This is a genomic window from Candidatus Binataceae bacterium (assembly GCA_036495685.1).
Classification (GTDB): Bacteria; Desulfobacterota; Binatia; order Binatales; family Binataceae; genus JAFAHS01.
The window spans coordinates 1-20,905 of the sequence record DASXMJ010000205.1; the positions used below are offsets into that span (position 1 = coordinate 1).

At 62.3% G+C, this 20,905-nt stretch carries 15 protein-coding genes; 10 read left to right on the plus strand and 5 right to left on the minus strand.

Features of this window, described 5'->3' with window-relative positions; all coding sequences use genetic code 11:
• From VGI36_18815 to VGI36_18855, 9 genes are all read left to right on the plus strand, one after another.
• A partial coding sequence (locus tag VGI36_18815; protein ID HEY2487201.1) for a Rieske 2Fe-2S domain-containing protein occupies window positions 1-882 on the plus strand: 882 nt, incomplete at its 5' end.
• A gap of 165 nt (window positions 883-1,047) precedes the next feature.
• Window positions 1,048-2,166, plus strand: coding sequence for a LuxR C-terminal-related transcriptional regulator (locus tag VGI36_18820; GenBank protein HEY2487202.1), 1,119 nt, complete (start codon window positions 1,048-1,050; stop codon window positions 2,164-2,166).
• Window positions 2,167-2,230: 64 nt separating this feature from the next.
• Entirely contained in the window at window positions 2,231-2,956 is a 726-nt protein-coding gene (locus VGI36_18825) for a class I SAM-dependent methyltransferase (protein HEY2487203.1), read from the plus strand.
• A gap of 44 nt (window positions 2,957-3,000) precedes the next feature.
• Window positions 3,001-4,278 carry an acyl-CoA dehydrogenase family protein gene (locus tag VGI36_18830; protein ID HEY2487204.1) on the plus strand — a complete coding sequence of 426 codons (1,278 nt, stop codon included), beginning with the start codon at window positions 3,001-3,003 and terminating at the stop codon, window positions 4,276-4,278.
• The gene (locus tag VGI36_18835; GenBank protein ID HEY2487205.1) at window positions 4,275-6,002 is read left to right on the plus strand and encodes an FAD-dependent oxidoreductase; all 1,728 of its coding nucleotides are present in this window, start codon (window positions 4,275-4,277) and stop codon (window positions 6,000-6,002) included. Before VGI36_18830 ends, VGI36_18835 begins: the two co-directional genes overlap by 4 nt.
• A 3-nt stretch (window positions 6,003-6,005) precedes the next feature.
• On the plus strand, window positions 6,006-6,857 hold the full coding sequence (locus tag VGI36_18840) for an SDR family NAD(P)-dependent oxidoreductase (GenBank protein ID HEY2487206.1): 852 nt from the start codon (window positions 6,006-6,008) through the stop codon (window positions 6,855-6,857).
• On the plus strand, window positions 6,854-8,569 hold the full coding sequence (locus tag VGI36_18845) for an FAD-binding protein (protein ID HEY2487207.1): 1,716 nt from the start codon (window positions 6,854-6,856) through the stop codon (window positions 8,567-8,569). The genes VGI36_18840 and VGI36_18845 overlap by 4 nt, the downstream gene beginning before the upstream one ends.
• Before the next feature lie 14 nt (window positions 8,570-8,583).
• Entirely contained in the window at window positions 8,584-9,321 is a 738-nt protein-coding gene (locus VGI36_18850) for an SDR family oxidoreductase (GenBank protein ID HEY2487208.1), read from the plus strand.
• A 12-nt stretch (window positions 9,322-9,333) separates the two neighbouring features.
• On the plus strand, window positions 9,334-9,621 hold the full coding sequence (locus VGI36_18855) for a 2Fe-2S iron-sulfur cluster binding domain-containing protein (protein ID HEY2487209.1): 288 nt from the start codon (window positions 9,334-9,336) through the stop codon (window positions 9,619-9,621).
• A gap of 162 nt (window positions 9,622-9,783) precedes the next feature.
• On the opposite strand, the gene VGI36_18860 is transcribed toward VGI36_18855, so the two are convergent.
• The gene (locus VGI36_18860) at window positions 9,784-10,605 is read right to left on the minus strand and encodes an alpha/beta hydrolase (GenBank protein ID HEY2487210.1); all 822 of its coding nucleotides are present in this window, start codon (window positions 10,603-10,605) and stop codon (window positions 9,784-9,786) included.
• Window positions 10,606-10,884: 279 nt separating this feature from the next.
• Here VGI36_18860 and VGI36_18865 point away from each other — a divergent pair, with 279 nt between their 5' ends.
• Window positions 10,885-11,904 (plus strand): amidohydrolase family protein, encoded by a 1,020-nt coding sequence (locus VGI36_18865; protein ID HEY2487211.1) that lies wholly within the window; start codon window positions 10,885-10,887, stop codon window positions 11,902-11,904.
• Between the two features lie 56 nt (window positions 11,905-11,960).
• Here the strand turns inward: VGI36_18865 and VGI36_18870 are convergent, their stop codons facing one another.
• The 4 genes from VGI36_18870 to VGI36_18885 all read right to left on the minus strand — a co-directional run bounded on the left by VGI36_18870 (window position 11,961) and on the right by VGI36_18885 (window position 20,813).
• A complete protein-coding gene (locus tag VGI36_18870) occupies window positions 11,961-12,839 on the minus strand; it encodes a transglutaminase family protein (GenBank protein ID HEY2487212.1) in 879 nt (292 codons plus the stop codon).
• Window positions 12,836-15,379, minus strand: a complete 2,544-nt coding sequence (locus VGI36_18875) for a circularly permuted type 2 ATP-grasp protein (protein ID HEY2487213.1) — start codon at window positions 15,377-15,379, stop codon at window positions 12,836-12,838. The genes VGI36_18870 and VGI36_18875 overlap by 4 nt, the downstream gene beginning before the upstream one ends.
• Before the next feature lie 53 nt (window positions 15,380-15,432).
• On the minus strand, window positions 15,433-18,756 hold the full coding sequence (locus VGI36_18880; protein HEY2487214.1) for a transglutaminase family protein: 3,324 nt from the start codon (window positions 18,754-18,756) through the stop codon (window positions 15,433-15,435).
• A 323-nt stretch (window positions 18,757-19,079) separates the two neighbouring features.
• Entirely contained in the window at window positions 19,080-20,813 is a 1,734-nt protein-coding gene (locus tag VGI36_18885) for an amidohydrolase family protein (protein ID HEY2487215.1), read from the minus strand.
• Between the last annotated feature and the right edge of the window lie 92 nt (window positions 20,814-20,905).

The window sequence follows — 20,905 nt, forward strand, 5'->3', positions numbered from 1 at the left end:
ATGGGCGCCGACTTAAGCCGAGGTCAGATACGGGGCAACTCGATTCAGTGCCCATTCCATGCGTGGAGCTGGGGTCCCGATGGCAAATGCAATCACATTCCTTACAGCAAGCGGATTCCGCCTAAGGCGAAGGTAAGGTCGTGGCCGACCAGCGAACAGAACAAGCTGCTGTTCGTATGGAACGATCCCGAGGGCAATTCGCCCTCCGACGAAGTCGCCATTCCGCGCATGGATGCGTGCTACTCGGATGAATGGACCGACTGGGCAATGGTGAAGTGGACGATCAATACCAATTGCCGCGAGCTGATCGACAACGTGTCCGACATGGCACATTTTCCGGTGGTGCACAGCGCACCGGTCGATTACTTCGCCAACGTGTTCCAGGGACACAAGGCGACCCAGATTATGATTGGGTCGGGGCAGGGCGGAATGCAGGGAAACCTGGCTACCTGCGCGACCTATTTTGGCCCGGCCTATCAGATCACGCAGATGCGCGGGGAGATGGGCGGGTTCACGGTCGATTCGCTTCTGCTCAACTGCCACGTTCCGATTACGCTTAATTCCTTTGACCTGCGCTTTGGGATGGTGGTGCGCAAGATGAAGGGGATGAGCGAGGAGATGTCCAAGCAGGTTTGCGACGCCTACATCCAGGCGATTCAGCAGGGGTTCTACCAGGACGTCGAGATTTGGGACCACAAGGTGCGGATCGATAATCCGCTGCTGTGCGAAAACGACGGACCCATCTACCAGCTGCGCGAGTGGTACAGGCAGTTCTATCTCGACGCTGACGCGGTGCCCGAAGAAAACCACAAGCGCCAGGTGGTGGAGATCAATCGTGGTTACGACCACCCCCCGGCGCCGCATCACGTTTTCGAGGAATAGAGGGCCACAAATCCGTAAAGAGGCGCGGCTCGGAAGTCCGTGAAACCAGCGTAGTTTGCCGATTTCTTTTTCGACTGCGCATGGCGTAAATCAACAGGGGTGCGCAACGCATCCTCCCGGCGGGAGCCGGCGGAACCGGGACCCTTCGAATCAGTTCCCCTCTCCTTGTCGCAATTCAGCGACCTACTGGCCGCGATTTATCAGGGTCCTTTGGAGACGGTTCCGTGGAAGACCGCGCTCGACCTGCTGCGGGTTCATCTGCGTGCCAACTACGTGACCTTGATGCTGCGGCCCCCGTCGCCGGATCGCGAAGGGTTTATGGTCAACGCCGCGGGCGATGCACCCATTACCCGGCAGGCCGAATACAACAAGTACTACTACGCCCTCGATCCATTTATCGATTTGCCGCCCGACCGGGTCTTCATCGCCGACGAGCTGGCGGGCAATGGCAAGTGGCGGGAAAGCGAGTTCTACAAGCAGTTCCTAAAGCCGCTCGACATCCTCCACGCACTGGGCGCCGACATCCTGACCGACGATGGAATCCATTGCCGGTTTCGCGCCGCACGCCCGCATCGTGAGCAGCCGTTCTCGCCGAGTGACACGGCACTGTGCAGCGCGATGCTGCCGCATCTGAAACGGGCCGTCATCCTCCATTCGCAGCTCACCCTGATTGACTCGGAGCGCAGGCTCTACGCCGGCACCATCGACCGGATGCTGGTGGGCACCGTGATTCTGGATGAAACCGGCGCAGTGGTGAAAAGCAATGCGGTGGCGCGCGAAATGCTGGATGCGGCCGACGGACTGCTGCTGGCGAACGGGACTTTGCGCGCGGTGCATCCCGCGGAAAATCGGGAACTGCAGCGATTGATCAAACAAGCCATGTGCGGTCCCAACGACGGAGCTTCGCCCGGGGTCGCGGAAGCAATTTCCATTACCCGCAAGGCGGGACGCGGCAACCTCGGCGTGGTGGTACGCGGTGTACCGCATGCCGAATGGTCGGAGGGCAACCGCCGTCCCGCGGTGGCGCTGTTGATTCGCGACCCCGCGCGCCGCAGCGAGGCATCGCGCGAGACCGTGCGGCGCCTGTTTGACCTGACTCCCGCCGAGGCGTCGCTCGCCTTGGCGCTTGCGGACGGGCTTACCCTCGACGAAGCGGCGGAGCGGCTCAAGATCCGCAAGAATACCGCGCGCGCCCATCTGCGCGCGATCTTCGCGAAAATTGGCGTGACGCGGCAGACCACGCTCGTGCGCCTGCTGCTTAGTAGTGTCATCTGGCTGGGCTGAAGGAGTTTCTCCGTGACCCACTTCCGGCGCCACGCCGACGCTCGTAGGTGAAAGGAGCGCGCGGTTGACTCAGAACATCTATGACAACCAGAAGTTCTTCGAAAAGTACCAGCGTTTACCGCGTTCGCTTAAGGGATTGCCAGGCGCTCCGGAATGGCCTGCCTTGCGCGCCTTACTGCCCACCATGGGCGGGCTTCGGGTCCTGGACCTCGGATGCGGGATTGGGTGGTTCAGCCGCTGGGCCCGACAAAACGGAGCCTCTCGGGTGTTGGGCATCGATGTTTCGCGGAAAATGTTGACTCGAGCTCGCGCCGAAACCCATGATTCGGGGATTCGTTACCTCAGGGCCGACCTGGAACGATTGCGATTGCAGTCGAATTCATTCGAGTTGGTCTTTAGTTCCCTGGCGCTTCACTACGTGAAGAATCTAGCGGGACTGATGTCGAAGGTTCGGCGATCGCTCGTCCCCGGCGGAAGCCTGGTCTTTTCGGTCGAGCACCCGATCTATACCGCCCCTTCCAGTCCCAGGTGGCGCACCGCTTCCGGGCGCAAGTTTTGGCCCGTCGATAGATATCTGCAAGAAGGTCCCCGCTCCACGGACTGGCTCGCCAAGGGCGTCATCAAGCAACACCGCACCCTGGCGACCTACATCAACATCTTACTTCGGCTGGGGCTCTCGATTTCCGAAATTAACGAATGGGGTCCCACGCCAAGACAAATAGCGTCGCAACCGGATTGGGTAGATGAACGCGAGCGGCCCGCGTTCCTGTTGGTGGCCGCGCGAGGCTAGAATCGGTTGGTTTCACTAGTCTTTTCGGACGATGAGCTAGCGCGGTGCGCGATGCGATCATCGCCGCGATTCAACGATGGACTGAGCAGGGGCAAAGCGTGGCAGAAACATCCGTGCGCCAGATGAAGGCCGATGCAGGGGGTCGCCAGAGTGAAATGGCGAACACTCTCTTGTCGCGGGCGCGCGAGATGATTCCGGTTTTGGCGGAGCGCGCGTCTGCGGCGGAGGCACAGCGCTCGATTCCTGCCGAGACGATCGCGGAGTTCAAGCGTGCCGGGTTCTTCCGGGTAATTCAACCGAAACGCTACGGGGGGTACGAACTCGACCCGCAGATTTTCTTTGACCTGCAAATAACCCTCGCTCAAGGATGCATGTCGAGCGGCTGGGTCTACGGGGTCGTGGCGGTGCACAACTGGCAGTTGGGGCTGTTCGATGTGCGCGCGCAGGAAGAGGTGTGGGGCAAGGACAACAGCGTTCTAATCGCATCGAGTTACATGCCGCGTGGCCAGGTCGAGCGCGTCGACGGCGGGTTCAAGTTTCGCGGGCGCTGGAGCTTTTCCAGCGGCGTCGATCACGCCGACTGGCTCTTTCTGGGTGGAGTCGTTCCGGCCGGCAACGGAGCAGGCGCGCCGGACTACCGGACCTTTCTTGTTCCACGTGCCGATATCAGCATCAACGACAACTGGCACACCTGGGGGCTCCGCGGAACGGGCAGCAAAGAGGTCGTAATCGAAGATGCATTCGTACCCGAGTATCGCACCCATCGCGCGATCGATGGCTTTACCGGGGCCAGTCCCGGCCTGAGCGTCAACTCGGCGCCCCTCTACAAGCTCCCCTTCGGACAAATCTTCGTGCGCGCGGTTTCCAGCGCTTCGATCGGCGCGCTCCAGGGTGCGCTCGAGGTATTTCGCAAATATGCGTCCACGCGCCTGAGCACCAACGACATGTCGCGGACCGCCGAAGATCCCTCCGCCGGGATTGCGGTGGCCGAGGCTGCCGTCGCGATCGACGACATGAAGCTTGAGTTGCACCGCAACTTCGCGGCGATGATGGACACGCTTGAGCGCGGAGAGTCTCTCGACATCAACGATAGAATTCACTACCGCTATCAGTCGGCCGCGGTTGCGCAGCGCTGTGCGGAACACGTCGATCGTCTCTTCCACGCCTGCGGCGGGCAGGGCGTCTACACCGACCATCCGATCGGGCGGTTTCTCGCCGACATCCATGCGGCACGCCTGCACTATGCCAACAACGCGGACAAGTTTGCGCGTAACTACGGTGGCGTGTTGCTGGGCCAGGTTAACTCCGACTTTTTCATATGAGCGACGGCGCGCGGGTCAACGTTCCCCCCTCAGACGGGAAATGGGACTACGAGTTCGATGTGGTGGTGGTCGGATCGGGATCGGGCGGCATGACGGCGGCGCTGTGCGCGCACGATCTCGGCCAGTCCGTGCTGGTCATCGAAAAGAGCGATCAGTACGGAGGCACCACCGCGATCTCAGGTGGTGGCGTGTGGGTGCCCTGTAATCATTTGATGGCGGGCGCGGGCGGGAGCGACAGCTACGATGACGCGCTGACGTATCTCAAGACTGCGACTCGCGGAATGGTCGCGGAGACACGCCTGCGTGCTTATCTGGAACACTCGCCGAAGATGCTCAAATACCTGGAGGAGAAGTCGCGGCTCCGCTACCGCTCAATGCCGCAGTACTCCGACTACTATCCGAATCTACCCGGAGCCAAGTCTGGGTATCGAACCCTGGATCCGATTCCATTCAATGCGGCCGAACTGGGCGACGATTTTGCGGATATGCGTCCGCCCCAGCCGGGCACCCTGATCGGAGGACGGGTCGCGATGACCGCGGGCGAGGCACACGCCATGCTCACCAAAGAGCGTGGATGGATCGCACTGCTGCTCAGGCGCATGGCGAAATACTGGCTCGACCTGCCCTGGCGGTTCCGTTCCAAGCGGGATCGCCGACTGACCCTGGGCAGCGCGCTGATCGGCGCGCTGCGGCGCTCGATGCTCGATCGGAAAATTCCCTTGTGGCTAGAGACTCCGCTGGAGTCATTGGTCAGCGACTCACGCGGGGTGGCGGGCGTGATTGCGACCCGGGGCAGCAGGGCGGTGCGCCTTCGCGCGCAGCGTGGCGTGGTGCTGGCGGCGGGTGGATTCGAGCACAACCAATCGATGCGCGACCAGTATCTGCCCAAGCCCACCAGCGCCGAGTGGACCGTGACGCCCGCGTCGAATACCGGGGACGCGATTCGCGCGGGACAGAGCCTCGGTGCTCAGATCGCACTGATGGACCACGCGTGGTGGGCCCCGACCCTGTTCGTCATGGGGCGCGAGAAGCGCCGCGCGGTATTCGTGGAGCGGGCATTGCCCGGCTGCGTGCTGGTGAACCGCAAGGGAAGCAGATTTGTCGACGAGGCCGCGCCCTATAGTGACATCGTCTATGCCATGTACGCGGACCACGAGAAGACCGGCGCAAATCTGCCCGCGTGGCTCATTTTTGATGCCGAGTTTCGCCGCAAATATCCGATTGGCCCGCTACTTCCGGGCATGGCGCGTCCCGACAAAGCCCTTCCCGCCAGCTGGCTTGGCCAGGTCTATTTCAGAGCCGATTCGCTCGAGGCGCTTGCTCAGCAGATAGAGATCGACGCGGCGGGTCTTGGTGCGACGGTCGAGCGGATGAATGAGTTTGCGACCACCGGTGACGATAGAGACTTCGGCAAGGGCAGCAACCCTTTCGACCGCTACTACGGCGACGTCAATGTGAAGCCCAACCCGTGTCTCGCGCCGCTGGCGAAGGCGCCATTTTATGCGATCCGCATCGACGCGGGCGACATTGGCACCAAGGGCGGCCTGCTGACCGATGAATTCGCGCGGGTCTTGCGCGACGATGATCAGCCGATCCCGGGCCTGTACGCGATCGGTAACACCTCGGCCGCGGTGATGGGGCCAAGCTACCCCGGCGCGGGTTCCACGCTGGGTCCCGCGATGACGTTCGGGTACATCGCGGCGCATCACTTGGCAGGAGTTTGAATCATGTTAAACGGACGGGTCGCGGTCGTTACCGGAGCGAGCCTTGGGGTTGGCAAGGGGATCGCGATCGCGCTGGGCGCGGTGGGCGCGACTGTTTACGTGACCGGACGCAGCGCCAGGCAGGGCGACAATCCCTATGGCGGCACGGTGTTTTCCACCGCCGAGGAAGTTAGCAAGCGGGGCGGACGCGGGATCGCCGTGGTCTGCGATCACAGCGACGACGACCAGACCCGCGCACTGTTTAAGCGCGTCGAGAAAGAATCTGCGCGCCTCGACATCCTGGTGAACAATGCCATCGCCATCCCCGACGGTCTTACCGAAACGGGTCCGTTCTGGGAGAAGCCGCTGGGATTCGTGAAACTGCTGAATGTGGGTCTCCGATCGAACTACGTGGCCTCGTACCTGGCTGCGCCACTGCTCGTCCGCAACGGTGGGTTGATTTTCAATTCATCCTCGCCCGGCGCAAGGAGCTATGTTCATGGCCCCGCTTACGGGGCGGCCAAGGCGGGTGGCGACAAGATGTCGCATGATATGGCGCACGATTTCAAACCGTTCGACGTGGCGGTGATTTCGGTGTGGCTCGGGCTGGTGAAAACCGAGAAGGTTATGATGATCGACGCCAACAAGTCGAAGTACGGACCGATGCTCGAAATCGCGGAGTCGCCGGAGTTCGGCGGTCTCATCATCGACGCGGTATTCAATGATCGCGAGCGAATGACGCTGAGTGGAAAGACCTTCTTCGCAGCGGAACTTGCTCAACGCTACGGCGTAAAAGACATCGACGGCAAGCAACCGCCGTCAGGCCGCGCGTACCTTGGCGCGCCATCGGAATTCACCGACATATTCATCGAATGACCGCCGCCGCTTCGAGAATCGATGCACCCGCTGCCTTTGCAGGTTCTGCGGCGACTCGCGTCGAGGCGCCGCTGCGCATCGCGGGCGAGGGCGCCATCGCGTGGGATGACAGCTGTGACGTGTTGGTGGCAGGGTTTGGCGCGGCCGGCGCCAGCGCGGCTATCGAAGCCGCGCGTGCCGGTGCGCGAGTGATAGCGGCGGACCGCTTTGGCGGCGGCGGGGCCAGCGCCAAGAGCGGCGGCGTGGTGTATGCGGGCGGCGGTACCCGCTTTCAGAAGGCGGCCGGCTACGAAGATTCGCCCGAGGCAATGTACGAATATCTGAGCAAGGAAGTTGGCGATGCGGTTTCCTCGGCGACGCTGCGCGCCTTCTGCGACCAGAGCGTCGGGCTGCTGGAATGGCTCGAGCACAACGGAGTCGAGTTCGATTCGTCTCTGCCACCGCGCAAGACCTCCTATCCACCAGACGGGTGCTATCTCTATTTCTCGGGTAACGAGACCGTCAAGGAATATGCGGGCGTGCACCAGCCCGCGCCACGCGGTCATCGGGTCAAGGGCGCCGGACTGTCCGGAGCCCTCCTGTATCGGGCGCTGCGCAGCAGCGCGCTGCGGGCGGGTGTGCGCCTGCTGACTCAGTCCACCGTGCGCCGCCTGATCCTCGATGAAGCGGGTGGCGGTGTGCTCGGCGCCGAGGTGTGGCAGTTCGATCCGGGCAGCACGGCTGCGCGGCGTCACCGGCGATTGAGCAGATGGGCCGAGGGTTCATACTACGCGGTGCCGGGACTGTCGGATTCTCTGCGCCGGCGGGCCCTGCAGGTCGAACTCGATGAAGCCCATCCGCGCCGGGTGCGAGCGTGCGGTGGCGTGGTGCTGAGCACCGGCGGTTTCATATTCAACCGCGAGATGGTTTCGCAGCATGCCCCCACATATCTGAAAAATTTTCGACTCGGCACTTCTGGTTGCGATGGCAGCGGGATCCGGCTTGGGCAGTCGGTCGGCGGCGATGCGGCTCACCTGGAACGCATCACGGCCTGGCGCTTCATCAATCCACCCCTGGCGTGGGCGCGCGGCATGATTGTCGACGTGCAGGGACAGCGCTTCTGCAACGAGGAAGTGTACGGTGCAAAGCTGGGCTACGAGATGTGCGAACATCGTGGCGGCAAGGCATGGCTCGTGATCGACTCGACGATTCGCCACGAGGCAATAAGAGAAGCGATGTTCGGCGGGCTCTGGGGGTTTCAGCGGGTACCCGCTCTGGTACTGATGCTCGTGGGTGCTAAGCGCGCGCTGACGATCGAAATTTTAGCCCGCAAGATCGAGTCCGACCGCGCGACGCTGATCCAGAGCTGGACCGGCTACAACCAGGCGGCCGCCAGTGCGGACGATCCGTTGGGCAAGTCTGCTGACCTGTTGCAGGCCATCGTTGTGCCGCCATTCTATGCACTCAATATCTCTGCCGATATGCGCGTATTCCCGTGCCCCGCCCTCACCCTGGGAGGCTTGCGTGTGGACGAGAGCAACGGCGCGGTGCGAAAGCGCGATGGCGACCCAATCGAGGGGCTCTACGCCGCCGGGCGCGCGGCGGTGGGTATTGCATCGAACCACTACGTGAGCGGTCTTGCGCTCGCGGACTGCATCTGGTCGGGCCGCCGCGCGGGAGGCTTCGCGGCATCAGCGGCGGTGACCAGGGTGAAGGCCGCCGCGAGCGCCTGACACGGGAACCAGGCATGGGACGGGTTGAGGGAAAAATTGTAATAGTCACCGGCGCTGCCAGCGGCATAGGCCGGGAGGATGCGCTCACGCTGGCACGCGAGGGCGCGCGAGTTACGATCACCGATGTGAACCAGGAGGCGGGCCGTGCGGTCGCAAAGGAAATCGGTGACGCGGCAATGTTTATCCGCCACGACGTTTCCCATGAAGACAACTGGAAAGAGGTGATTGCGGCGACCCAAGAGCGATTTGGGCAGATTCATGGCTTGGTGAATAACGCGGGCGTGCTATTGATGGCCTCGGTCGAAGACACCACGCTTGAGCAGTGGCGGCAGGTTCATCGCGTCAATTCCGACGGCTATTTTCTCGGGTGCAAGCATGCGGTGGCGGCGATGAAGACGGGCGGAGGTGGTTCGATCGTCAACATGTCGTCGGTGGCGGCCTTCGGGCTGCCCTTCGCTGCCGCGTACAGCGCATCGAAGGGATCGGTGGCGGCACTGACCAACAGCGTTGCGATCCATTGTCGCAGCGCGGGCTATCGAATCCGTTGCAACTCCATCCATCCGGATGGGGTGCTCACGCCGATGGTCCTGCCGATGTTAGGCAATCCCGATCCCAAAACCGTCGGCTACGACGCGGACCCGACCACGCGTTTCTGCGATCCGAGCGATGTCGCCAATTTGGTGCTATTTCTGATTTCAGACGAGTCCCGTTTCATCAGCGGCGCGCAGATTCGGATAACCAACGCCTACTGATCCGAAGTTTTCGTGGCAGACGACGCAATCCAGCTGGAAGTGGACCTCGATGGAGCGCATCACACGCTCGCATGCGGCCGTAACGAACCTTTGCTGACTGCCATGCTACGGCTGGGGCTGAAAGCCCCTCATTCATGCCGGATGGGCGAATGCGGCACGTGCATGTGCACCTTGCTGGAGGGCAAGGTGCATCTGCGCAACAACGAAGTGCTCGCCCCCGACGATCTCGCACAGGGCTGGATACTCGCGTGCCAGGCGATCGCGGACACCCGGACCGTCAAAGTCAAGTTTCCGGACTGAACTTTGCGTGTTACCTCCGGGCGAAGCGCCGAGCCAGCCTGGTTGTTCGCCTTGAGGCACGAAGGAGCGCGCCCGTCGCGCAAAGCACCCGGCATCGTTTGATGCTCCGCGCGCATTCCCCCTCGAATCGCAAGGACACGACCAGCACGGATTTCTGTTCTGTTATCCGTTCTGCAGAAAATCCACGCAGGTACGGTTGAACAGTTCGCGATGTTCGACCATCACCCAGTGGCCGCAGCGGTTAAGTAGCAGCACGCGGGCCTGCGGGCAGCGCTCGACGATTTTGGTTGCGCCGCTAACGGGATTGAAGCGGTCGTTGGTCCCCCAGAAGCCGAGCACCGGGCACTTCACCTCGGCGAGCCTCTCCTCCATGTTCGGCACGCGCATGGTGGTCAACACCGTGCGTGGCTGATCCGCACATACGCCCACGCGCTCCCGGAGCAGCTGGTCGGAGATGAGCGTCGGGTCGTGAAGTTGCAGGGTCAAAAGCCGGCGCATCGCATCCATGTCCATCGGCCCCGCGGTGAACACCTGGATCATCTTCTGGATGCCTTCCATCTGGAGATAGGTCGGCAATTCCTCCAATCCGCCGGGAGCCATCAGGATCAGCTTGCTGACGGTCTCCGGATGGTCGAGCGTGTACTTGAGGGCGATCGCGCCGCCGAGCGAATTGCCGAGCAGGATGCAGCGGTCAAATTCCAGCTTGGTGATCAGGCCGTGCACAGCCTCGACGAAAAAGTCGAGAACGTACGCCGCGTCTTCCGGTTTTGAAGAAAGACCGAAGCCCGGAAGATCGGGAACGATCGCGCGAAACCCGCTCTTGGCGAACACGAGGTAGTTGCCTTTGAAGTTGCTGTAGCCACTGGCTCCCGGTCCGCTGCCGTGGAGGAACACTATGGGCTCGCCCGTTCCGGCCTCGTGATAGTGGAGCGTCATGCCGGCCCTGATGCTGCAATACTTACCTTCGGGAATAGGGGTGGCCATGGCGACGATCCTCAGGGGAACGCAGCGGTCGTGCATCGTCTAATCAGACTATCGGCATTGTGCGTGCTAGGCGTTCGGTTGCGCGCCTCAACCTGAGCCGTGAGTTTTGTGGCCGGCGGCCGACGGGGAACCAGAAACACCTCCTTGCCTTTTTCTGAAATGCCTTCTTTCCCTGGTTCCTTCCGGGGAAGGGTTTAAGTTGATGCGCAAACCACCGCACTCTTTTCTGCTTGCCAATTTGCGCTGGTCGATCGACATTGCGGATAGCGAGGAATACCCATGGCTACCAACGAACGCGAAGTGTGGCTGGCTCAGGTAACCGAACCGATACTCGAGCCAGACCTGCCAATCGTCGATCCTCATCATCACCTGTGGGATTTTCCCACCAACCGCTATTTCCTCGATGAACTCCTGCGCGATACCGGCTCCGGTCATCGCGTGACCGCCACGGTGTTCGTCGAGTGCGGCTCGATGTACCGCGGCGATGGTCCCCAGGCGCTCAAGCCAATCGGTGAGACGGAGTTCGTCAATGGAATCGCCGCGCAGAGCGCCAGTGGTCGCTATGGCGATACGCGCGCATGCCTGGGCATCGTCAGCTTCGCGGACCTAAGCCTGGGTGCCGAAGTCGAACCGGTCCTGCAGGCACACATCGCGGCATCGCCCCGCTTTCGTGGAATCCGCCACGCTGCCGCATTCGACAAAAGCTCGGACATCCGCAGGTCGCACACCAGTCCTCCTCCTGACCTGTACGGGGAAAAGAACTTTCGCGAGGGCTTCAAGAAGCTCGGAGAGCTGGGGCTCAGCTTCGATGCATGGAATTACCATCACCAGATTCCGTCGCTGACGGAACTGGCGCGCGTTTTTCCCAACGTCACCATCGTTCTCGATCACTTCGGCGGTCCGCTCGGCATCGGGCCGTACGAAGGCAAACGCGCGGAGATCTTCGCTCAGTGGAAGAAAGACATCGCCGAGTTGGCGAAGTGTCCCAACGTCGTCGCCAAACTCGGCGGTATCAACATGCCGGTCAACGGCTACGGATGGCACAAGCGGCCGAAACCGGCGACCTCGGACGAGCTGGTGGAAGCGACGCGCGACTACTATTTGTACTCGATCGACAAGTTCGGCCCACAGCGCTGCTTGTTCGAGAGTAATTTTCCGGTCGACAAGGCCTCGTGCTCGTACGCGGTGTTATGGAACGCGTTCAAGAAGATGGCGGCCGGTTTCAGCGTCGAAGAGAAGGCCGCATTGTTTTACGGAACGGCAGCCAAGGCATATCGACTTCCGCTCGCCGCGAACTGACTGCTCGCTTTCTAAGCCTTGCCCTTTCCGAGGAGGGTCATCGACAAAAAAGTAATTCAGTTCGAGAGCAACAGCGAGGAAGTTGGCGTCACCAGCACTTCCACCGCGATCTTCTGCTCGCCGCCACCAAGAGCCACCCCCCTCACCGGGGGGACATCTGAATAGTCGCGCCCCCATCCGAGGGTGATGTGCTTGCTGGACGGCATCAGGTTGTTGGTCGGGTCGAAGTCCAGCCATCCAAAGCGCGGACAGTACACCGACACCCAGGCGTGTGAAGCGCCCGTGCCGACCGAATCTGCGCCGTTCTGCAGATATCCGCTGACGTAGCGTGCCGGCAGCCCCAGAGAACGCAGGCACGCGATCATGACGTGCGCAAAGTCCTGGCACACGCCCTGGCGCGCCCGCAGGGCATCACCGACCGGGGTCGTCACCGTGGTTGCGGCGGTGTTGTACTTGAAATCGGCGTGGATGCGCCTGCACAGATCGAGCGCGCCCTCGAGCACGGGTATGTCCGCCGGAAACGACGGTTTTCCATACTCGGCGAACTCGGGGAGGCACGCGACCCGCGGGGATTCGAACACAAACTGAAACGCCCCGAAGGCGTCTTCGCTGTCGTGCCGGTTGACCGCTGCGCGCACCTGCTCCCACGGCGGAGTGAGGCCCGGATGAATCGGCTCGAAATCGCGCGTCTCGACGATGCTCTGCGAAGTAATCTTGAGTCCGCGATGCGGCTGCTGCACCGAAAAGGCTGCAACCGCGTTGCCGAAGAAATCCGTTCGCAGAAGTGCGGAGTCCGGTTCCGGATCGATGATCAATTCGTGTGCGACCAGGTTCTGGCCGGGTGAGCTGCGGGGCGAGAGCCGCGCTTCCGTATAGCAGATCGAAACCGTATCCGCGTACGAGTAGGTCGTCGTATGAGTCGCCCGCAGAATCATGAGGCCGCCATCTGCCGCGAGGCGATGGTGTGATCGAAGTAATCGCACGTGATGGTTTCTGACAGCGAACGCAGTCCATCCGCGAGTGAAACCAGCAGCGCTTCCGCATCGCCTCGCTCTCCCGCCTGGTTGCGATTCATCAACTCCGCGGCCTCCGCCAGTTCCACCGCCGAGAGCACCTTCACCACGATGCGCCATTCCGGGGACATCCGCGCGCTGGTCGTACGCTTGGGGAGCTCCTCGACGTATGCGCGCAGATGCTCGAGCTGGAACGCGACCGATCGCGGGTTCGCTTCGTCGAGCAGCAGCAGGTCGAGCACCAGGTCCGGCTGCGTGGAGGTCAGGTAGCGCGAGCGGTAGGTCAGCGAGCTGTCCGCTATCTCCAGCATCGCCATCAGGGCGCCGCTCTCGTCGCCGGTCTTCGCGCTGAACCCGTTGTGCAGCATCTCGACCATCTGCAACGCGCGCTCGAGGCGCCGCCCGATTTCGAGAAAGCGCCATCCGTCGCCGCGCGTCATGCTTTCCATCACCAGGCCGCCAAAGGCCGACAGCGTCGCGATCGCATCGTCGAGCAGATTCAGCGCGCGGCCGCTTCGCAGCGGTTCGCGGGGCTGCGCGCGGCTGAACTGGCGATCGAACCGGTTCAGAATTCGCCACGCGTCCACGGAGAAACGATCGCGTAACAGGTAGGCGACGCGACGCAATTGCTCGAGCGTCCATCCGAGGCTGGTCTTCTCGCTCGAATCATGAATCATCGCGACAATCTCACGTTCCAGCACCAGGTCGCGATCCGATGACGGCCGGCCGTTGCTCGATGCAGCCTCGGCGGGCAGATGCCCGAGCGCAGCCAGGATTCTCACGCTCGTGTTGATGCCGGCGGCGCTGGCGCTGTCGGATTCCTGGCTGATGCGGGAGAGGATGGCGCGGGTGATTCGCACCGCGAACTCGACTCGCTCGACGTAGCGACCGAGCCAGAAAAGATTGTCCGCGACGCGGCTCGGCAATTCAAAAGTGGCGCGGCTGACCTGCAACGGAACGGCTGACGGGGGCATGAGCGTGGTCTGCGAGGCGGGACCGTCGCCCAGCACCCAGGTGTCCTTGCTGCCGCCGCCGTGCTGCATGGAGGCGACCAGGCTGTCGAGCGAGGAGGTCACGCGCGTGAGTCCTCCCGGCATCAGGACATAAGAACCGCCGCTGGCAGACAGGTAGACCCGCAGCACCATATGGCGCGGTTCCATCTCACCCTCTTCCAAAACCGGAACCGTGGACAGCGCGACCTGCTCCTGCGCGACATAATCTGCCGGCGAGCGGTGAATCTCTTCGATTAGTTGCTCGCGGCGTGCCGCTGACAGGCGCGCGCCAAAAAGCGGCTGGCGGCGCGATTCGGAGAGAGTCGGCTTGATGACGAGGCGCCACAGATTTTCGGACACGTACGAAAGCGCATCTTCATCGCCGCACCACCACGTCGCCACGGTCGGCATCTTCAGCTCTTCACCCAGGATGTGCCGGCAGAGGCTAGGCAGGAACGCGGCATGGGCGGGCGATTCCAGCAATCCCGAGCCGAGAGCATTGGCGATCGCAACGTTACCCGCGCGTACCGCCTGCACGAGACCGGGCACGCCGAGCACCGAGTCTTCACGCAGCTCCGCGGGATCGCAGAAGCTGTCGTCCTGGCGGCGCACGATGACATCGACCGGCAGCAGGCCGCCCAGGGTTTTCAGGAACACCGACTGGCCGCGAATCGTCAGATCTGCGCCCTCGACCAGGGTGAAGCCGAGATAGCGCGCCAGGAATGCGTGCTCGAAATAGGTTTCGTTGTACGGGCCGGGAGTCAGCAGCACGACGCGCGGGTTGTCGCGATGGTGCGGTGCCAGGTCGCGCAACATGTTGCGATACGACTGAAAGTAGTCGGCGAGCCTGCGCACGTGCGTGGCGCGAAATACGTCGGGAAGCACGCGCTGAGACACCAGGCGATTTTCCAGCGCGTAGCCGGCGCCAGACGGTGCCTGGGTACGGTCGGCGATTACCCACCATTGCCCATCCGGCGAACGCGCGAGATCGGCGCAATAGTTGTGAAGATAGATTCCCTGCGACGCAGGCACATCGCAGCAGGGGCGCAGAAAATTCGGATGACGGAACACCAGCTCGGGCGGGAAGATGCCGTCGCGCATGAGGCGCTGCGCGCCATAGATATCAGCGAGGATCGCATTGAGAAGCGTCGCCCGCTGGCGCATCGCACCTTCGATCGCAATCCATTCGCGGGGCTCGATAACCAGCGGAATCGGATCGAGTGGCCAGGGGCGATCTGTGCTACGCGGATCTTCGTAGACATTGTAGGTGACGCCGTTGTCGCGGATAAGCCGGCGTCCTTCCTGCCATCGCCCGGCCAACCCGTCAGCGCCCATCGCCGCGACCGATTCAATCAGCGTGCGCCAGTGCGACCGTACCTGCGCATCGTCCGCCAGCATTTCATCGAAGAAGCCGGCGCTCGGACGATAGGGCCATCCCGAAGAGGTGTCCCCGCGGGCGCCCGGATTCACGGGATGAAACTGCTGGGCCACTCTATCGAGAATAGCTGAGACGGAGCGCGCCGCTAATAGCTATCCGGCGCGGAAAGGACCTGCGCGCGACGCAGATCCAAGGTCATTGGAAACTGGGCGTTCATTTCCCGCGCCGGCGTTCTCACCGGGCCGGGAGTATGGCCGAATGGAAAGAACCGCGCGGCGCGGCGCGCTTCAGCCTCGTTGGCGTTGACCGGAAGGGCTTCATAGTGGCGGCCGCCCGGATGGGCTACATGGTAGGTGCATCCCCCGATTGAGCGTCCGGTCCACGTGTCGAGCACATCGAAAACCAGCGGGGTATGCACCGGGATAGTGGGATGCAGGCATGAGGGCGGTTGCCACGCGCGATAGCGCACGCCGCAAACCCATTCGCCGCGCACCCCCGTTGAATGTAACGGCAGGCGGCGTCCGTTGCAGGTCAGGACATAGCGATCGCCACTGAGGCCATCGACCTTTATCTGGATGCGCTCGACCGATGAATCGACGTAGCGCGCGGTGGCGCCGCCGGCCGGTTCTTCGCCGAGGACGTACCAGGGCTCGGTCGCCTCTCGTAGCTCCAGTTCGATGCCTGAATAACTGACGCGGCCGAACACCGGGTAGCGAAACTCGAAGTGCGGCGCGAACCAGTCGCCGTCGAACGGATAGCCCGCGCGGCAGAGATCATCGAGTACGCCACGGAAATCGTTCGCCACAAAGTAGGGCAGCATGAAGCGATCGTGAAGCTGCGTGCCCCAATCGGTCGGCGGCATCCGGTAGGGTTCACGCCAGAACCACGCAACCAGCGCGCGGACGAGCAGCTGCTGGACCAGGCTCATGCGCGGATGCGGCGGCATTTCGAATCCGCGCATCTCCAGCAATCCCATTCGTCCGGTTGCGGAATCGGGCGAGTAGAGTTTGTCGATGCAGAATTCCGCGCGATGGGTGTTGCCAGTTACATCCACCAGGATGTGGCGGAAAATCCGGTCCACCAGCCACGGCGGACAGTACGCGTCGCCGTTGTTCGGAATCTGGCTGAAGGCGATCTCGAGTTCGTAGATGCTGTCCATGCGCGACTCATCGATACGCGGCGCCTGACTGGTCGGTCCGATGAACATGCCGGAGAACATGTAGGAAAGAGACGGATGATTTATCCAGTAGCCGAGCATGCTGCGGAGGAGATCCGGCCGCCTGAGAAACGGACTGTCGGCGGGTGTCGCTCCGCCGAGCGCGAAATGATTTCCGCCGCCGGTGCCTGCGTGACGGCCATCGAGCTGGAATTTTTCGGTGCCGAGCCGGCACGCACGCGCATCCTCGTACAGCGCGGTAACGATCTGCGACAGTTCAGTCCAGTCGCGCGCGGGATGAACGTTCACCTCGATAACTCCGGGATCGGGAGTGACTGACAAGCGGTTTATCCGGTAATCGGGCGGCGGCGGATACCCCTCGATCGCCACGGGGTTCTTCAGGTAGGCAGCAGTATCTTCGATTGCGGCGAGCAGGTCGATGTAGTCCTCCGTCGAGCTGAGCGGAAGCATAAACACATGCAGCATTCCGTCGCGCGGCTCAACGCAGAGAGCAGTGCGCACGATCCATGGGGCCGACTGGCCGATTCCGGGTGCGCGGTCGCGTTCGTCGCCGCGCCGCGATTGCAGCCGGGGATCGGACGGCGAGATGCGCGGCGGCACCGGCAGCGGCGCGCGATTCACCATCGGATCCACCTCGAAAAGCTGCTGCGCCTCGGACGGCGCCACCCATGGCAGGCTGGGCAGCGGCAAGCGCAGCCCGACCGGGGAATCACCAGGCAGCAGATATAGATGTTGCCCGCGGAGCATCCATAGTCCCGTCTGCCATTCGGGTCCGCTCTTGCCCCATCCGCGTTGCAGCGGCAGCACGTAGCCGATGGGAGTATTCAGGCCGCGATCGAAGACGCGGCGCACACGTTCGCGCTCAGCCGAGTCTTCGAGATGGTTTTCAACCGGGTCGACGTTGATCGGCAGTTGGCGCTCGCGCTGGAGATAGTAGAACGGATCTTCGAACGCGGCATTGGCGTAAGCCGGATCGACGCCGAGCCGCCGCGCGAGTGTTTCCGCAAACCGCTGCGCATCGAGCGGACCGAACGAAGTACTGTCTTCGATGCGCGCGATAAGCGCGCGGTCGTGCCACATCGGCGCGCCGTCTTTTCGCCAGTAGCAATTCAGCGCCCAGCGCGGAACCTGCTCGCCCGGATACCACTTGCCCTGCCCGTAATGCAGCAGTCCGCCCGGCGCAAAGCGATCGCAAAGGCGTGCAAGAAGCTGCTCGCTTAGCCTGCGCTTCTCGGGACCGAGCGCAGCGATGTTCCATTCGGTGCCGTCCATGTCGTCGATCGAGACGAACGTCGGCTCACCACCCATCGTCAGGCGAATATCGCCCGCCGCTATCTCGCGATCGATCTGAAACCCGAGCGCGTAGATGCGAGCCCATTGATCTTCGGTGTAGGGCAATGTCACGCGCGGGTCTTCGTGCACGCGCGTCACTGTCATTTCGTGGGAGAACTCGACCTCGCACGGACCGACCATACCAGTGATCGGCGCGGCCGATGACGGTTCTGGACTTGTCGCCAGCGGAATGTGGCCTTCGCCCGCGAACAGGCCCGAAGTGGGATCGAGACCGATCCATCCCGCGCCCGGCAGGTAAACTTCAGTCCATGCGTGAAGGTCAGTGAAATCCCCCGCGGGCCCTTCCGGACCCTCGAGCGGTTTCACGTCGGGCTTGAGCTGGATGAGATAGCCGGAGACGAAGCGTGCCGCGAGTCCGAGATTGCGCAGAATCTCTGCGAGCAGCCATGCGCTGTCACGGCACGACCCGTTGGCCAGCGAGAGCGTTTCCTCGCATGATTGCACGCCGGGTTCCAGCCGAATGACGTATTTGATTGCGTGCTGCAGCCGCTGATTCAGATCGACCAGGAAATCGTTGGTGCGACGCTCGGCCATGTCGATGCCGGCGAGGAACGCGCGCATTCTTGGACCGGCGGGCAAGGGCTCGAGAAACGGCGCCAACTCTTTGCGCAGCTTCGCCTCATATGAGAACGGAAAGCATTCGGCGGAGGTCTCCAGGAAAAAATCGAAGGGGTTGATCACGGACATCTCCGCGATCAAATCCACTTCCACCGAAAAGAGGCGCGTGGGATTCGGAAAGAGCAGGCGCGCGAGATAGTTGCTCTGCGGGTCCTGCTGCCAGTTGATGAAGTGATCGCGCGGTTCGATCTTCAGCGAGTATGCGGAAATCCGCGTGCGGCAATGCGGCGCGGGGCGCAGGCGCACGGTCTGCGGTGAGAGCGTCACAAGACGGTCGTAGCGATATTCCGTCTTGTGATGGAGCGCGACTCGAATTGGCATTGATGAACCGGAAGCTATCTAGAAGGAAGCAAGGTTGCCGCAGTGGCGCAAGGGAAAGGCGGCACCACACGAATTTTTCGGAGCCACGATCGATAATCGCAGCGATAACGAACCATTATGAGTCGTATCTCGGCGCTCCGAGCGAGGGAGAGGAATTCGGTGTCACCGGCAGGCGCCGGTGTGCTCTTAAGCCGTGCGGGCGATCGTCAGAAGCATTGAAGCAATCGGCGCCGCTCGGGATGCAGCGACATTGAAAACAAAATAAGGCCGGAGCGCTATTACGCTCCGGCCTTTGGATCGACCCCTAAGTGGATGACCGAACGTCAGGCGTGCCCGTTGCGCAGCAGCTTCCCCGGCGTGGCTCCGGTGCAGCGTCCCTCGTCCCACGTCAGCTCGCCATTTACGATGATCGCTTTATAGCCACGGGCGTGTTGTACGCGGCGCCACTCACCGCCGGGGAAGTCGTGAGTGATCTCGCCGACCCAGTCCGGCTCGACGCCGAGACCGTTCAGATCGTAGACGACCACGTCGGCGGCCTGGCCTTCGCGCAGCGTGCCGCGATCGCGGAAGCCGGCCGCGTGCGCAGGCAACGCGGAGAGCCGATAGTGCGCCTCCTCCAATGTGATGCGCTGTTCGTCGCGGACCAGCCAACGGAGAAAGTCGGTCGTGTAGGCGCCGCCGTTGAAGAACTTGGTGTGAGCGCCGCCGTCCGACACGCCCGGAATCGTGTAGGGCGAATCGTTCATCATTTCGGCATAGAAGTCGACGTTGAACCCACGATTGGGACCAAGGAATTCCACCTTCAGATCGCCGGCGATCGACAGATCGAGCATCACGTCGATCTCGTGCTTGTGATCTTCCATCGCGATCTGACCGACCGATTTGCCGAGGTACTTTTCGAGGGCGGGATTGTCGTTGGCCCACTGCACCATCAGGTACTTCAACGCGCCGCCCACTCCCTTCTGGATCACCTCGAGCTTCTTGTTGGCGGCGTCGTGCTCGCGCTTGATCGCTTCGCGCAGCGCCGGATCCTTCATCTTGGCGATCTTTTCTTGCGTGGTGCCGGTCGTGACCGCGCGCCACGCCGGGCTCGCATCGTACAGGTTCCAATGTTCCAGCGTGAAGGCAAACCCGGTGCGGAAGGTAGCGGTCTGACCGAAGATTGGCAGGCCCTTGTCCCGGCAGCGCTTGAGCCACGCCAGGCTGCGCTGATGCGGCTTCGGGTCGCGGCGGGCCGGCGCGATCGCGTTGTGCAGAATCGGCCGGTTGGCCTCGGCGGCTAGCAGCTCGAGGAAATTGAGGTCGTCCTTGATGCGCCCGGTCGCCTGCGTGATCTGAATGAACCCTTCATCGCGCTCGCGCAGCACGCGCGCGAGGTTCAGGATGTCCTCGTCGCACATCGTGTCGGTAACCATCGGCGAGCCATCGAAGTCCGCCTGCGTCGAGTCGGGCCCCAGGCGCTGAATCGAGAATCCGCACAGCCCTGCATCCATCCCTTCCGCCAGCAGGCGCGCCATCTCGCTGCGCTCTCGATCGCTGGCCGGACGGGTCTTGGCAGCTTCGAGTCCCATCACGTAGGTCATGAGCGACGCGGTCGGCAGATACTGGATGCAATTGACGCCTTTGGGAGCTCGCTCGAGCGAATCCAGGTACTGCGGGATGGTCTCCCAATCCCACCTCATTCCGGCTTTCATCGCCTCGTATGGAATCGCCTCGGTGCGCGTCATGGTGAGCATCGAGCGATCGCGAAAATCCGGCTTGACCGGAACGAAACCGAAACCGCAATTGCCCAGCACTACCGAGGTGACGCCGTGCCAACCCGAGATGGTGCAATACGGATCCCAGCGGATTTGCGCATCGTAGTGGGTGTGCAGATCGACAAAGCCGGGCGCGACCAGCAGCCCGTCAGCATCGATCACCTGCTTGGCGAAGCCGGGGGCACGGCCGCCGACCTGGGCGATCTTGCCGTCCTTTATCCAGACGTCCGCGCGATAGCGGGGTACCCGGGTTCCGTCGACTACAGTTCCACCTTTTATTTGAACATCGAAATCGGCCATCGAACATCCTCCCGTGGACTGTCGGTGCGCTGTTAGAGAGTCACCGCAGCTAATTCGTTCTTACAGCAAGGCTAATAGGGACCGCAAGCCAG